This window comes from Pedobacter sp. (assembly GCF_039594775.1).
GTDB lineage: Bacteria > Bacteroidota > Bacteroidia > Sphingobacteriales > Sphingobacteriaceae > Pedobacter.
Window position 1 is genome coordinate 1 of the sequence record NZ_JBCNMT010000015.1, and the last position, 14,221, is coordinate 14,221.

10 protein-coding genes are annotated in these 14,221 nt (G+C 38.8%); 5 read left to right on the forward strand and 5 right to left on the reverse strand.

The genetic code is table 11. The features are described from left to right. Nucleotides 1-409: 409 nt before the first annotated feature. Both ABDV71_RS19850 and ABDV71_RS19855 read right to left on the reverse strand, forming a co-directional pair. Nucleotides 410-1,360 carry a TIGR01212 family radical SAM protein gene (locus ABDV71_RS19850; protein ID WP_343535696.1) on the reverse strand — a complete coding sequence of 317 codons (951 nt, stop codon included), beginning with the start codon at nt 1,358-1,360 and terminating at the stop codon, nt 410-412. Nucleotides 1,361-1,625: 265 nt separating this feature from the next. After that, a complete protein-coding gene (locus ABDV71_RS19855; protein WP_343535698.1) occupies nt 1,626-3,074 on the reverse strand; it encodes an amino acid permease in 1,449 nt (482 codons plus the stop codon). 299 nt (nt 3,075-3,373) lie between these two features. On the opposite strand from ABDV71_RS19855, the gene ABDV71_RS19860 reads away from it, so the two are divergent. From ABDV71_RS19860 to ABDV71_RS19870, 3 genes are all read left to right on the forward strand, one after another. Continuing rightward, entirely contained in the window at nt 3,374-5,626 is a 2,253-nt protein-coding gene (locus tag ABDV71_RS19860) for a sodium-translocating pyrophosphatase (RefSeq protein ID WP_343535699.1), read from the forward strand. A gap of 121 nt (nt 5,627-5,747) precedes the next feature. Further along, the gene (locus ABDV71_RS19865) at nt 5,748-7,181 is read left to right on the forward strand and encodes an amino acid permease (RefSeq protein WP_343535700.1); all 1,434 of its coding nucleotides are present in this window, start codon (nt 5,748-5,750) and stop codon (nt 7,179-7,181) included. A gap of 179 nt (nt 7,182-7,360) precedes the next feature. Then, nucleotides 7,361-8,140 carry a glycoside hydrolase family 25 protein gene (locus tag ABDV71_RS19870; RefSeq protein WP_343535701.1) on the forward strand — a complete coding sequence of 260 codons (780 nt, stop codon included), beginning with the start codon at nt 7,361-7,363 and terminating at the stop codon, nt 8,138-8,140. Between the two features lie 218 nt (nt 8,141-8,358). Here the strand turns inward: ABDV71_RS19870 and ABDV71_RS19875 are convergent, their stop codons facing one another. Then, a complete protein-coding gene (locus tag ABDV71_RS19875) occupies nt 8,359-10,863 on the reverse strand; it encodes a DPP IV N-terminal domain-containing protein (RefSeq protein ID WP_343535703.1) in 2,505 nt (834 codons plus the stop codon). 198 nt (nt 10,864-11,061) lie between these two features. Here ABDV71_RS19875 and ABDV71_RS19880 point away from each other — a divergent pair, with 198 nt between their 5' ends. Together ABDV71_RS19880 and ABDV71_RS19885 are read left to right on the forward strand one after the other, a co-directional pair. Next, complete coding sequence (locus ABDV71_RS19880; protein ID WP_343535705.1) at nt 11,062-11,949, forward strand: polysaccharide deacetylase family protein; 888 nt, start codon at nt 11,062-11,064, stop codon at nt 11,947-11,949. Nucleotides 11,950-11,996: 47 nt separating this feature from the next. Next, nucleotides 11,997-12,863, forward strand: a complete 867-nt coding sequence (locus ABDV71_RS19885; protein WP_343535707.1) for a polysaccharide deacetylase family protein — start codon at nt 11,997-11,999, stop codon at nt 12,861-12,863. A 174-nt stretch (nt 12,864-13,037) separates the two neighbouring features. Here the strand turns inward: ABDV71_RS19885 and ABDV71_RS19890 are convergent, their stop codons facing one another. Both ABDV71_RS19890 and ABDV71_RS19895 read right to left on the reverse strand, forming a co-directional pair. After that, a complete protein-coding gene (locus tag ABDV71_RS19890; protein ID WP_343535709.1) occupies nt 13,038-13,487 on the reverse strand; it encodes a 3-oxoacyl-ACP synthase in 450 nt (149 codons plus the stop codon). A gap of 102 nt (nt 13,488-13,589) precedes the next feature. Further along, a partial coding sequence (locus ABDV71_RS19895) for a nitroreductase (protein WP_343535711.1) occupies nt 13,590-14,221 on the reverse strand: 632 nt, incomplete at its 5' end.

Consider the following 14,221-nt stretch of genomic DNA (forward strand, 5'->3'; position numbering starts at 1 on the left):
ATCATAAAAACCAAAAACACACATAAAAACAAATAGAAAATCCAAAAAAAAAATAGATTCAAGCCATAGATATTACATAAAAACTACATACAAAAACCGATACTGACCCCGAATATTCGGACAGCATGACGAACCGCCGGTTTAATATCACCCTGGCCTACCTGCCTGGGTAGGCAGCTAGCGAAGCGGAAAGCTATGCAATAAACCGAGCCTTGGCGAGCTCACCGAAGGTAATTTATTTCAGATTCAGCAAAACAAAGCCGACCTCTTGCCTTAAAATCAACTAAAATAATAGCCGAACTCAAGTTTATAGATGGCCCTTCCCATTACCTTATTAAAGAATGAACCATTAGAATATCCGTCCAACTAAATGGATAGAATGGAATATTGCTTTATGAAATTAGAAAAATTAGATTTCTTGATAGGCTGAGCCTTGGATAATGCCCCTACGCTCTATCTCTTTATCAATATAAGATTGTATCGACGATTTTTTGATACCCCAGTTTGGCGCAATCAGCAAATCCCAATCAGAAATACCAAAAAGACGTTGGATCACAATATCTGGACGTAGCAACGGGATTAATTCGCAAAGCAAATCAGTATACTCTTCTAAACTGAATAGCTTAAAAGGATTTTTCTTGTATTTAACGCCCATAATAGAACCTTCCACAATGTGCAAATGATGAAATTTCACAAATTTAATTTGCGGAAACCTGTTGATTTCATGAATATAACCGTGCATCATCTCTCTGGTTTCCCAAGGAAAACCGAAAATAGTGTGCACACAAAGATTAAGTTTTGTATTTTCCAACAGCTTTACAGCTTCCACAAACTCTCCATGGCTACAGCCACGGTTAATCTGGTCCAATGTTTCATCATATATGGATTCCATCCCCATTTCCAAATCCACATCATATCTATCAGTATAACTTTCCAATAGCGCTACTTTTTCTGCATCAATACAATCCGGACGCGTACCCACCGCAAACCCCACTACTTCTTCACTGTTGATAGACAAGGCTTCATCATACATCATTTTCAAATAATGTGTGGGTGCGTAGGTATTGGTATTGGGCTGGAAGTAAACAATGAACTTTTCTGCACGGTAAGAGTTACGTGCCCTTCGCATGCCTTCTATCAATTGTTCTTGAATGGTTGGAAGTTTTCTAGAAAGTTCAGGTGTAAATGAATCGACATTACAATAGGTACAGCCACCATAGCCCTTACTACCATCACGATTGGGACAGGTAAAGCCGCCATCAACAATTACTTTAAACACCCGTTGACCATTATAGTGCTCACGTAAGTAGGTCCCGTAGTTGTTATAACCCTTTATGCCCGAATCCAATGCTGTTCCCATTGCCACAAAAATACAGAAAATAGATTTTAGATTTACGATTTTAGATTTACGATTTTAAGAAGCAGGGCTTTTATTGGAAAGTTAGCGTAAAGACAGGAGGAAGTTTCTCAAAGAACGCAAAGGGTTTAGCGTTAATTTTATTGAAAACCTCGTAGGTTTGGCTTAAAAAATAAAAGCAGTATAGAGACTCCTCGAAACTCGGAATGACAAAAAGAAAGGGAACATCACTTAAGATACTCCCTTCCTCCTTTTTTTTGGTTAAGCCTTAATTGTTAGCGGCTTCCTTTTTTCTATTGATTAACAAATAAATAGGAAGGCCAAGTAAAACGATTATTAATCCAGGCCAAGTATATTGCTGTTTATAAATCAGGAGCAGAATACAGAAAGCAGCTCCAATTAACAGATAAATAACTGGCGTAACTGGATAAAGCCATGTTTTGTATGGTCTTTCTATACCAGGTTTCTTTATCCTCAAATAAATCACTCCAAAAACGGTAATCATATAGAATAATACAATTACAAAAGAGATCATATCTAAAAGGTTACCATACTGTCCACTTAAACATAGTACAGAAGCCCAAATGCCTTGCATCCAAAGTGATTTTGCAGGAACTCCATTTTTATTATTATGTAAAGCTGCTTTAAAAAACATTCCGTCTTTGGCCATCGTCTGAAAAACCCTAGCACCCGCCAACACAATTCCGTTCACGCAACCGAAAGTAGAAATCATGACCAATACCGCCATAATGATAGTACCTATTCCGCTTCCAAAAATCTGCTCTGAAACCACTACTGCCACCCTATCGTTAGGCGCAAATGCAATAGCATCTCTGTTTAACGCATTGAGGTATACAAAATTAACCAACAGATAAAGAATCATTACCGCTGTAGTTCCCAAAACCATTGAACGCACTACATTTTTCTTAGGATTCTCAATCTCTCCCGAAACAAAGGTCACATTTTCCCAAGCCACACTAGAAAATACCGAACCCACCATCGCGGCCGCAATACCACCTAATATGGTCATTCCCGAAATAGATTCCCACCCCGATTTCAGCAGGTTAGCGCTGGCATCTGTTTTGAGGTTGTTGAAAGCATCCCATCCAAAACTCATATTCTCACTCCAAAAATTACTTTTTACCAAAAGGAAACCTAGAACAATTAGACCAATTAGCGCAACAATTTTAGATCCTGTAAAGATATTCTGTAACAGTTTTCCCCCTTCTACTCCTCTGGTATTGATATAGGTGAGCAACAGAATAACCCCAATGGCTAAAATCTGTATCCAGGTAATTTTATATCCTCCGCTTTGAAAAATTGGGGCGGCATCATTTAGCGCAGGTATCAGGTAGGCAGTGAACTTACCAAAGGCTACGGCAACTGCGGCAATAGTACCGGTTTGGATTACCGCAAACAGGCCCCATCCATAGAGAAAGCCCATCATTTTGCCAAAAATCTCTTTCAGGTAAGTGTATTGTCCTCCCGCTTTGGGGAACATGGAAGAAAGTTCTCCGTAAGAAATTGCAGCTGCCACGGTCATCACTCCGGTGATCAGCCAAACCACAATTAGCCAATATCCAGAACCGAGATTCCTCATAATGTCGGCGCTCACAATAAAAATACCACTGCCGATCATAGAACCCATCACTAGCATTACGCCATCAAAAAGACCCAATTTACGTTTAGAAGAGACTTCCTCTTGTTGATTTTCCATTTGTTTAGTTTAGTTTTTGGTTATTACTAGCTAATATAGAAAAAGCATATTAATAATTACTTTACGGTTTGGCTTATTTGAGTTTTATAACTATATCGATACAATAACAAAACACAATACCCTCCATGCAAACGGATACATGGACTTTGATTGACGCTTGGTTTATTGGGAGTTAAGGCTACACTGGATTTCCTAAAGTTTTTTTCGGAGCAAAGCACAAAATATATTGACAATCAAATATTTTTTTTTCTACCTTGTGTATTGAATATCAACTAAACAACTAAATATAAATTTAAACTATGGATTTTTTACAAAACAATCTTATTTATGCCGTTCCTCTACTTGGCTTAGTAGGCATTTTGGTTATGGCGGTAAAAAGCGCCTGGGTAAACAAGCAAGATGCCGGTGATGCGAACATGAAAGAATTGGCCGGTTACATTGCAGATGGCGCTATGGCCTTCTTGAAAGCTGAATGGAAAATTTTAAGCATTTTCGCGGTATTGGCCGGCGCTTTATTAGCTTACTCTGGTACTGTAACAGAGGTAAATGGCAAAGCTATCCATTCAAGCTGGATCATCTCCATTGCCTTTATTTTTGGTGCTGTATTTTCCGCTACAGCAGGGTACATAGGAATGAAAGTAGCCACAAAGGCCAACGTTAGAACCACACAGGCGGCCAGAACAAGCTTGAAACAAGCTCTCAAAGTGAGCTTCACCGGCGGCACAGTAATGGGCTTAGGTGTTGCAGGCTTAGCGGTATTAGGTTTAGGCGGCTTATTCATTGTTTTCCTAAAATATTTTAATGTGATAAATGCCAATAGCAACGAAATGAAAACTGCTATTGAAGTGTTAACTGGATTTTCTTTAGGTGCCGAATCTATCGCTCTTTTTGCTCGTGTGGGTGGCGGTATCTATACCAAAGCTGCCGACGTTGGTGCTGACTTGGTAGGTAAAGTGGAAGCAGGCATTCCTGAAGATGATGTACGCAACCCTGCTACCATTGCAGACAACGTGGGCGACAACGTGGGTGACGTAGCCGGGATGGGTGCCGATTTATTTGGTTCTTATGTAGCCACCATATTAGCGACCATGGTACTAGGACAAGAAATTACTGTAACCGATAATTTTGGTGGAATGTCGCCTATTTTATTGCCAATGGTCATTTGCGGTCTAGGTATTATCTTCTCGATAATTGGTACTTGGTTTGTAACCATTAAAGACGAAAAATCTAACGTTCAAAATGCGCTCAACTTAGGTAACTGGTCGTCAATTATTATTACTGGCATTGCATCCTTCTTTTTAGTAAAATGGATGTTGCCCGAAACATTAAGTTTACGTGGTTACGAATTTTCGAGCATTAACGTATTTTACGCCATTGTAGTAGGGTTGGTAGTGGGCACTATTATGAGTATTGTTACCGAATATTACACAGCTATGGGTAAAGGTCCTGTTAATTCTATCATCCAACAATCTTCCACGGGTCATGCCACTAACATTATTGCAGGTCTTTCTGTAGGAATGAAATCTACCGTAATTCCGATTTTGGTATTAGCGGGAGGTATTATGGCCTCTTATTATTTTGCAGGTTTGTATGGAGTGGCAATTGCTGCTGCAGGTATGATGGCTACTACGGCCATGCAATTGGCTATTGATGCTTTTGGTCCAATTGCTGATAATGCAGGCGGTATCGCGGAAATGAGTCAATTACCTCCAGAAGTACGTGAGCGCACTGATAACCTAGATGCTGTAGGCAATACTACTGCTGCTACCGGAAAAGGCTTTGCAATTGCTTCGGCGGCTTTAACTTCCTTGGCTTTATTTGCTGCATTTGTAGGCATTGCTGGCATTTCGGCCATTGACATTTACAAAGCCCCTGTTTTAGCGGGTCTATTTGTTGGAGGTATGATCCCTTTTGTATTTTCTGCACTATGTATCCAAGCGGTAGGTAAAGCAGCCATGGATATGGTACAGGAGGTTCGTCGCCAATTTAGAGAAATCCCTGGCATTATGGAGTACAAGGCAAAACCTGAGTACGAAAAATGTGTGGCCATCTCTACACAGGCTTCTATCAGAGAAATGCTGATGCCTGGTGCAATTGCATTAATTACCCCTGTAATTGTGGGTTTCTTGTTTGGTCCAGAGGTATTAGGTGGTTTACTAGCAGGTGTAACGGTATCGGGCGTATTGATGGGTATTTTCCAATCTAATGCTGGTGGTGCTTGGGACAATGCCAAAAAATCATTTGAAAAAGGTGTAGAAATTAATGGTGAGATGTATTATAAAAAATCGGAACCCCATAAATCGTCTGTAACTGGCGATACTGTCGGTGATCCTTTTAAAGATACTTCTGGTCCATCCATGAATATTTTAATTAAACTGATGTCGATTGTTTCATTAGTGATTGCGCCTTATATTGCTATTCCGGCAAATGCTACAAACAACAGCGACATAGAAGTTAAAAAAGAAATCAGAATACAAAAAAGTGTTGATTCTCTCGGTAACGAAAGTATAGATACTTTGGTAAATGAAATCGATACAGTAATCAAAAACTAAATTATTACGAAATAAGAGGGATTTTGCAAAAAATCCCTTTTTCATTTGTAGATATTTTTTTTTAGGTTTGGTGCGTTAATTTTTAAATCAACAAACTAACTAATCAACTAATTATTAATTTATGAATTTAAGAAAGCCTATTGATGTACTTGTTGCCGAATCGGCAGAAAGTGGCGAAGGCACTCTCAAGCGTACCTTGAGCAATAAGAGTCTTGTTGCATTAGGTATTGGAGCAATTATTGGAGCAGGTTTATTCTCGCTAACAGGTATAGCTGCTGCCGAACATGCCGGACCCGCTGTAACATTATCATTCGTATTAGCTGCCATAGGCTGTGCTTTTGCGGGGTTATGTTATGCAGAATTTGCGTCGATGATACCTGTTGCAGGTAGCGCCTACACTTATTCTTACGCAACTATGGGCGAATTTATGGCTTGGATCATTGGCTGGGATTTGGTACTAGAGTATGCACTAGGTGCCGCTACAGTGGGTGTATCCTGGTCTGGATATTTCAATAAACTATTGCACGAATTTGGCTTAGAACTTCCTTTTTATTTAACCAAATCATTTGCAGAAGTTGAAGGTGGAGGTATTAACCTTCCCGCTATCGTGATTGTTTCATTGCTTTCTTTATTGCTACTACGTGGTACAAAAGAATCGGCAAGCCTTAACAACTTCTTGGTAATTGTTAAAGTAGCGGTGGTGATTTTGTTCATCGCTTTAGGATGGAAATTCATCAATCCTGAAAACCACACTCCTTATATTCCTAAAAATACTGGTGTTTATGGCGAATTTGGTATTTCTGGTATTGCTGCGGGTGCTGCCTTGGTATTCTTTGCCTTTATCGGATTCGATGCGGTTTCTACTGCTGCTCAAGAAGCTAAAAATCCTCAAAAGGGTATGCCAATCGGCATCTTGGGTTCATTAGCCGTTTGTACCGTATTATACGTTTTATTTGCTCACGTAATGACAGGTTTGGTTCCTTTCCAAATTTTCAAAGGCGATGCTTCACCTGCTGCTACCGCATTTAAAGTAACAGGTTACAGTTGGTTGCAAATGGGATTAATCATTGCTATTTTGGCTGGTTATACTTCAGTAATCCTAGTGATGTTAATGGGTCAGTCGAGAGTATTTTATACGATGTCTAAAGATGGGTTGTTGCCTAAATTCTTTGGTAGCATCCACTCTAAATACAGAACTCCTTACAAAACCAATCTTTTCTTTATGGTATTCGTAAGTTTATTTGCTGGCTTTGTTCCAGTTACCGACTTAGGTCACATGGTATCTATCGGTACCTTGCTAGCCTTCTCACTGGTTTGTATTGGTGTAATGATCTTGCGTAAAACAGATCCTGATAGAGAGCGTCCTTTCAGAACTCCATTAGTTCCTTTAGTGCCAATTTTAGGTATCGTTGTTTGTGTTTACTTAATGTATTCATTACCTATAGAGGCCTGGATTAGATTAGCGATCTGGATGGCATTGGGTGTAGCCATCTACTTCTTCTACGGTAAGAAAAACTCCGTTTTAGGAAGAAAAGCTAGTGGTCATCAAGAATAATTTCAACCATTTTTCATAGAATAAAAAAGCCCCGAGTAAAATCGGGGCTTTTTTATTCTCCTACTTTTCTTCAACTTTGTTGTATCCGTATTATGCCACCAGAGAAAAGAAAATCCCCCATCCGAAAAGTAAAGCCAAGACCATCCACTCCAGGCAAAAAGAAAGGAAAATCTTTTCCAATGGCTTTAAAAGTGGCAGTAGCAGGTTTATTACTTATACTGCTCTCTCCGTTCTATTATGGCTACATCCTGAGTGGTTTTGTATCCGCTTGGCGCTGGGTGAAAGATTATGGACAGGATCCAAATTACAGAACCTACCATAGCTTCAACATCAAAATACCTAAAAAGCATACCGTGCATGGCATTGACGTTTCTTATTACCAGGGCAAAATTGACTGGCCTAAGGTGAAAGAAATGAAAGAGGATGAGGTGAAGATCAGTTTTGCCTTTATTAAAGCTACAGAAGGGCTTTTACTGGTTGACCCTTATTTTAAACGCAATTGGAGAGAGGCACCTAAGGCAGGTTTAATGTGCGGTGCTTACCATTTCTTTAGGCCAAAAAAAGATGGGAAAGCACAAGCAAAATTCTTTTTACAGGTAGTGAATATTGAGAAAGGTGATTTGCCTCCCGTGGTAGATATTGAAAGTTTGGATGGGGTTAGCCCTGCTAAAATGCGTCTTGAACTTTCAGATTTCCTCAATTATATAGAGATGAAAACCAAGGTGAAACCAATTATTTATACAGGATTAAAATTCTATAAAGATTACTTGGCTGGTGAATTTGAAGATTATCATTTATGGATCGCACATTATTATCAACCTAAATTGAGCCTGGATAAAAACCTTTGGAAATTTTGGCAGCACTCTGATAAAGCTAAAATTAATGGTATTGGCCATGCGGTGGATTTTAATGCTTTTAACGGGGATAGCACGGAGTTGGCAAGGATGTTGGTGAAATAGGTTTATTTTTTAAACCACCTAAGGCATTTTAGTTCGTTTAAGCATAGCCAAATGATGTTCACTGGCTCCATTGCATTGATGGTTGGTTCATTTTTTAAACCACCTAAGACAACTTAGTTCATTTAGTAAACTAAGCTAAGGTCAATCTTATTTACTTTACAAATAAAAAATCCCCAATAACTTACGTCGTTGGGGATTTTTTATTGATAAATTGATTCTTAATTCTTACGCTCTACTTCCCTATCCATTTCCGTCATGTTGACATTGGTTGATTGAGAGAAATCATCTAACAGGTAGTTATTGAAGTAATCAGCTAGCCGCCAGAACATATATTCGGTCATGTCGCCAAAACCGTGACGTTGACCTGGTACAATGATAAAATCGAAACGTTTTCCAGCTTTAATCAGTGCATTAGCTACCCTAACACTATTAGCTGGGTGTACATTGTTATCAATATCGCCATGCATCAACAACAAATGTCCTTTTAGGTTTTTCGCTAAATCTGGATTCTTATCAATCGAATATTTGAAAGAAGTATCTCCTTTTAGGGAAACGATTTCTTTCACACCATGATGTTTTTCACTCCACCAACGGTTGTATATCGCATTATCATGGTTACCCGCTGCAGAAACTGCTACTTTAAAGAAATCAGGATATACCAACATGGCTGCAGTTGACATAAAACCACCTCCAGAGTGCCCTGTGATTCCCACTTTATTAACATCAATAAATGAATACCTATCTGCTAATTGCTCTATGGTTGCTTTTTTATCAGCTAAACCGTAATCACGTAAGTTGCCATAACCATAAGTATGGTACCATTTTGAACGTGCTGGGTGGCCACCTCTATTACCTACAGTTACTACCACATAACCTAATTGCGCCAAACGGTCCATCCTGTCCATGCTACGGCCAAAAGCTTTATTTACCGCTTCTGTTTGCGGACCTGGATACACATACTCAATCACAGGGTATTTTCTGGTTGGATCAAAGTTGAAAGGCTTGTACATTACGCCATACAAATCGGTCACACCATCATCAGCTTTTACCTTAAATGGTTCAGGAAATTTATAACCCGCAGCCATCAATAAAGATAAATCAGTAGTCTCCAACTCCATCACCTTGTTACCATTGTTGTCGTACAAAGTAGATTTTGGAGTGGTATTAACTCTTGAATAATTATCTACAAAGTAACGAGCATCATCGTTCATACTCGAGGCGTGGTCAAAATCGCCAGCATTTAACAATTTCAAGCCTGAACCATCAAAATTCACGCGGTACAGGTGGTAATAATACGGATCTTCTTTAGCCTCACGACCATTAGCCGTAAAATAAAGTACTCTAGCTTTTTCGTCGATGTTTACGATATCCTCGCAATGGAAAGAACCTTTGGTGATTTGGTTTTTCAGCTTTCCGTTTTCATCAAACAAATAAAAATGGCCCCAGCCATCACGCTCACTCCAATGAATTAGCTCTTTACCACCGTTCACCAAACCCGGACGTTGCACTTCCACATAAGTATTAAAACGCTCTTCGATCAAAGGTTGTACCGTACCGCTCGCTACGTCTACCACACAAACATCAATACGCTTCAAATCACGACTGGTACGGCTCATATAAAATTTACCATTATCACCTAACCAAACCGCTGGACGGAATTCATTATCTCTATCTGTGCTTAATGCTGGCTTGCTGTAAGTATTTAAACTTTGGTCTTTAAAAGCCGCAACGTTTAATTTTTTACTCGTTTTTTGGGCGAAATTAAACAACCAAACTTCATCTTGTGGAGCTTCGGCTTCGCCCGGCATTTGATACTTGTAAGTTTCCAAAGTTGGTCTACCTGCACTAACGCTATTGATTACCCAAAGATCTTTTACTTTCCTGCTATCTGAACGTTGTATGACAAAGTATTTTGAATCTGGCGACCAAAGCACAAATGCTCTTCTACGCTTTTTATCATTTTTAATTATTTCTTCATTGTTCTCGCCGCTACCATCGCTTCCAAAAGCGTATGATTTTACCCCATCTTTAGTCAATTGATGTTCCACAATGGTGCTATCTTCTTCATTTTTAAGAGCCTTTTGATAGTTGGCCTTATCCATCCAAAATAGGTTGTAGTTACGGGTAAAGATGATGGCAGACGAATCTGGCGCTACCGCTCCCCAGTTTGGCTTTGCTTTGGGTCTTTTAAAATCTTTGATCTCAGATAATTTTCCACCAGCTAGTTCATACTGGAATTTGAAGATTTTCTTCTGCATTGAATCGGCTGCATTCTTATCCTTTCTATCTGGTTTTACTTCATCAATAGTACTTTTTATCTCGAAAGTCAACGACTTTTCATCGTTGCTGAATTTTAAGTTTTCTATCGGAAGGTGTTGCGCATCAAAGGGATCACGGGTAATCAAAGTGATTTCCGCAGCCAACTTTGCTGGGTCAAAAAGTTGCTTTTTATTTCTCGAAGCAGGTTCAACGATGTACCAATTCTTCCCGCTAGGTGTTTCATATTCGTACCAGAAACGATTGCTTTGTTTTAACCAATGCGGGTCAACACTGGTCGAATAAATCATTTTTCGCAGTTTACTGGGCGAAAAACGGGCCGCCATCTGGTAGTTAGCTTTTTGTGGTACCTGAAGCGTTTCTGTAGTGGTAATTGTTTTGGTTTGTGCATTGGCTGCCACCCCTGAAAACAAGCCTAACAGTGAGAACAAGTAGAGTTTTTTCATTTATTTAGTTAGTTAAGTAATAGAAATTTGAATGAGCTAATTTAAATCAAAAAGATGTGAGCGTAACGGTTTTTATGTAATAATTGAGTGAGTTTATTTCAACACTTTTATACTTCTTAAAAGGATACGCAAATATTTATCAACACCGTTATCAATTCTGATGTTATTGCTTAGTTTTGTTCGTATTTATAGTACTTTATGAAAAGATTTTTCTTACCTCTTATGGCATTGGCACTGGTTTATGGAGCTGGGTGCCAATCAAAATCACAAACTGCCAAAACTAGTGAAACTAAGGATAGCGTAACTAATGTGGCCAATACAGAACCAACTGAAAATCAAAGCACCCCTGTTGATACTAAAAATATTAAGGTAGCTGATGCGAAAACAATATTGGCAAGACCGCAGGTCCCAATTTTATGCTACCACCAAGTACGTAACTGGAGAGCTACGGATGGTGCCATGGGCAAAGACTATACCGTAGAGATACAAAACTTTAAAGACCAAATGAAAATGTTGTCGGACAGTGGTTATCACACCATTTTGCCTGATCAGCTTTATGCTTATTTAAACGAGGGCAAAGCACTTCCAAAGAAGCCTATTATGCTTACTTTTGATGATACGGTTTTAGATCAATATACTGTGGTTAACCCAACCCTAAAGAAATATGGATACAAAGCTGCTTATTTCATCATGACGGTTTCCATTGGCAAAAAAGGCAAGTTTGTAAATTACATGAGTGCAGAACAGATTAAAGAACTTGCTGACGAAGGCAATACCATTGGTAGCCATACGTACGACCATAAAAACTTTAAAAAATACACAGGTAAAGATTGGGAAGAACAATTAGATAAACCAACCAAAAAGCTGGAAGAAATTACTGGTAAAAAAATCGAGTACTTCGCTTATCCATTTGGTTTATGGAACAAAGAAGGCTTTCCAGAGCTAAAGAAAAGAGGCTTTAAAATGGCTTTCGCTTTGGCTGATAAACGTGATGAGAATGATCCTTTAATGTGCGTTAGAAGAATTATTGCCAGCGGCCATTGGAGCCCTAAAACTTTGCACAATAATATTGTAAAAAGCTTTTAAGATGATTTAAACCACATTTTTGTTAAGCACATTTTGCTAAATTAATAATGAAAAAATTTCTAGTTGGGGCATTATTTTTATGCCCCTTTCTATTTTCGGGCTGCCAATCTTCTTCCGGCGAAAGCAGTTTAAGCGCTACCACCAAAACTAACGATACTTCTTCTGTTACCGCTGCGCCAAAAACCGACACTTTAAAAGCGGCTGATGCAGCGACTATTTTAGCCAAAAAAGAAGTACCAGTATTGTGCTACCACCAAATAAGGGAATGGCTACCGAGTGATGGTAAACGAGCAAAAGATGATATTATCTCTCCTGCTAAATTTAAAGAACACGTTAAAATGTTGGCCGATAGCGGGTATCAATCGATACTTCCCGACCAGCTTTATGACTATTTGGTTTACGGTAAAAAACTTCCAGAAAAGCCAATTATGTTCACTTTTGATGATACGGACTTGGACCAATATACCGTGGCCTACCCTACCTTAAAACAGTATGGCTTTAAGGGGGTCTATTTCATCATGACGGTTTCCATTGGCAAAAAAGGAAGAATTGCCTACATGAACGCTCAACAAATCAAGGAGCTTTCTGACCAAGGTAACGTGATTGCCAGCCATACCTACGACCATAAGAACTTTGCTAAGTTCAATGAGGAAGATTGGAAAACACAGATTGACGAACCCACTCAAAAATTGGAAAAAATTACGGGTAAAAAAGTTGAATACTTCGCTTATCCTTACGGAGTTTACAAAAGCAGTTCCTTGCCAAAATTAAAGGAACACGGTTTTAAAGCAGCTTTTATCCTTTCTACCAAAAGAGACGAAAACTATCCTCTATACACCATTAGGAGAATTATTGACCCAGGAAATTATACGGCTAAAAATCTATTGCATAGCATTAAAAAGAGTTTTAAGTAAAACAATTATTAATGAAATAAAAAAGGCTTAAACTTAAATGTGAAAAGTTGCCTAAATGAACCACATAGACACATAGCAAACTCAATAGTATTAATATCTTTAATTGTTATCTACTATAATTGTATAATAACACCCCTATTTGTCCATGTGATTGTGTTTTCTCCTTAATTACCTTTAAGCAATTTCCTGAATAAGGTATGTTTTTCCATTGAAAAGAATCTGTTCACCTACAGGTTTACCAATCAGCAATTTACCAATTGGCGATACTGCTGAAATAGCAAAATAAGTTTTACCTTCCAATTGTAATTGACCTGCACTAATACTGATGTAAAAACTCCCTTGATTGGTGATGACCAAGCTACCATTTCGAGCAGTGTGTGTGTCTCCTATATCCTTTAAAGATTGTAAGATGGCCCTTTGCTGTTGCGCGTCAGCCAACAACTGCTTATTACGATTAATGTCCTGTTGAGCCATTTCGCGACCTGTTTCAAACTTATCCCCTGCACTACTTTTGGTGTCATCATTACTAGCTTCCTGAGCCTGTAATAAAGCTTCGTTCGCCGTGGCAATGCGCTGTTCTACAAAATTTAAGCAAAGCTGATAGAGTTCGTTTTTTAGTTGCATCAATTGGGTAGTTGGTTGGTTTTTTGGTTGGTTAGTTGTTTAGGAGCTACAGCAAGGGAGAACATCGAACATTCTCCCTAACTAAATGCTATAAAAATATTGTTATCCTTCTATCCATTTCACCTTATCGGCCATTGGCGTGCGGTTAGCCTCACGTTGTTCGGCATTATGGTAGCCCATATAGAACAAGCCGTAGCATTTCTCATTTTCGGCCAAGCCTAAAAAATCTCCTAAGTGGTCAATCAATGGAGGTGAGCTCCAGTAAGCACCAACGTTTAAAGCTTCAGCGGTTAAGGCCATATTTTGTACGGCACAACCAACAGCAGCAATTTCTTCCCAATTTGGCACTTTATCTTCATGAAATTGAATATTGATGGCAACAATCACCTCAGCCTGCGATGTTTTTTGTCCAAAACTGTCGTATTTTTTCTGAAGGAACTTTTCGGCAGGGACTGTTTCTTTATAAATCCTACCCAACTCAGCACCAAGTTTGGCTTTGCCTTCTTTTCTGATGACTGTAAAGCGCCAAGGCTGTGTTAATTTATGGGTTGGTGCATAATTAGCACTTTCTAAAATCTGCTCAATGATATTAGTTGGAATTTCCTGTTGTATGTAGCTTTCAGGAAAAATACTTCTCCTATTCTTTATAATTGTTGATAAAATTTCTGCTTTTGAACTCATTTTCAAAAATAGCATTTTACATACAGCATTAATGTTTAGCATTTGTAAAATTG

What these genes read in the sequence shown, in the direction of transcription:
- ABDV71_RS19890 (WP_343535709.1), bottom strand. Translation starts at nt 13,487, where the DNA reads ATGCAACTAAAAAACGAACTCTATCAGCTTTGCTTAAATTTTGTAGAA.
- ABDV71_RS19855 (WP_343535698.1), bottom strand. Translation starts at nt 3,074, where the DNA reads ATGGAAAATCAACAAGAGGAAGTCTCTTCTAAACGTAAATTGGGTCTT.
- ABDV71_RS19860 (WP_343535699.1), top strand. Translation starts at nt 3,374, where the DNA reads ATGGATTTTTTACAAAACAATCTTATTTATGCCGTTCCTCTACTTGGC.
- ABDV71_RS19875 (WP_343535703.1), bottom strand. Translation starts at nt 10,863, where the DNA reads ATGAAAAAACTCTACTTGTTCTCACTGTTAGGCTTGTTTTCAGGGGTG.
- ABDV71_RS19880 (WP_343535705.1), top strand. Translation starts at nt 11,062, where the DNA reads ATGAAAAGATTTTTCTTACCTCTTATGGCATTGGCACTGGTTTATGGA.
- ABDV71_RS19865 (WP_343535700.1), top strand. Translation starts at nt 5,748, where the DNA reads ATGAATTTAAGAAAGCCTATTGATGTACTTGTTGCCGAATCGGCAGAA.
- ABDV71_RS19870 (WP_343535701.1), top strand. Translation starts at nt 7,361, where the DNA reads ATGGCTTTAAAAGTGGCAGTAGCAGGTTTATTACTTATACTGCTCTCT.
- ABDV71_RS19885 (WP_343535707.1), top strand. Translation starts at nt 11,997, where the DNA reads ATGAAAAAATTTCTAGTTGGGGCATTATTTTTATGCCCCTTTCTATTT.
- ABDV71_RS19850 (WP_343535696.1), bottom strand. Translation starts at nt 1,360, where the DNA reads ATGGGAACAGCATTGGATTCGGGCATAAAGGGTTATAACAACTACGGG.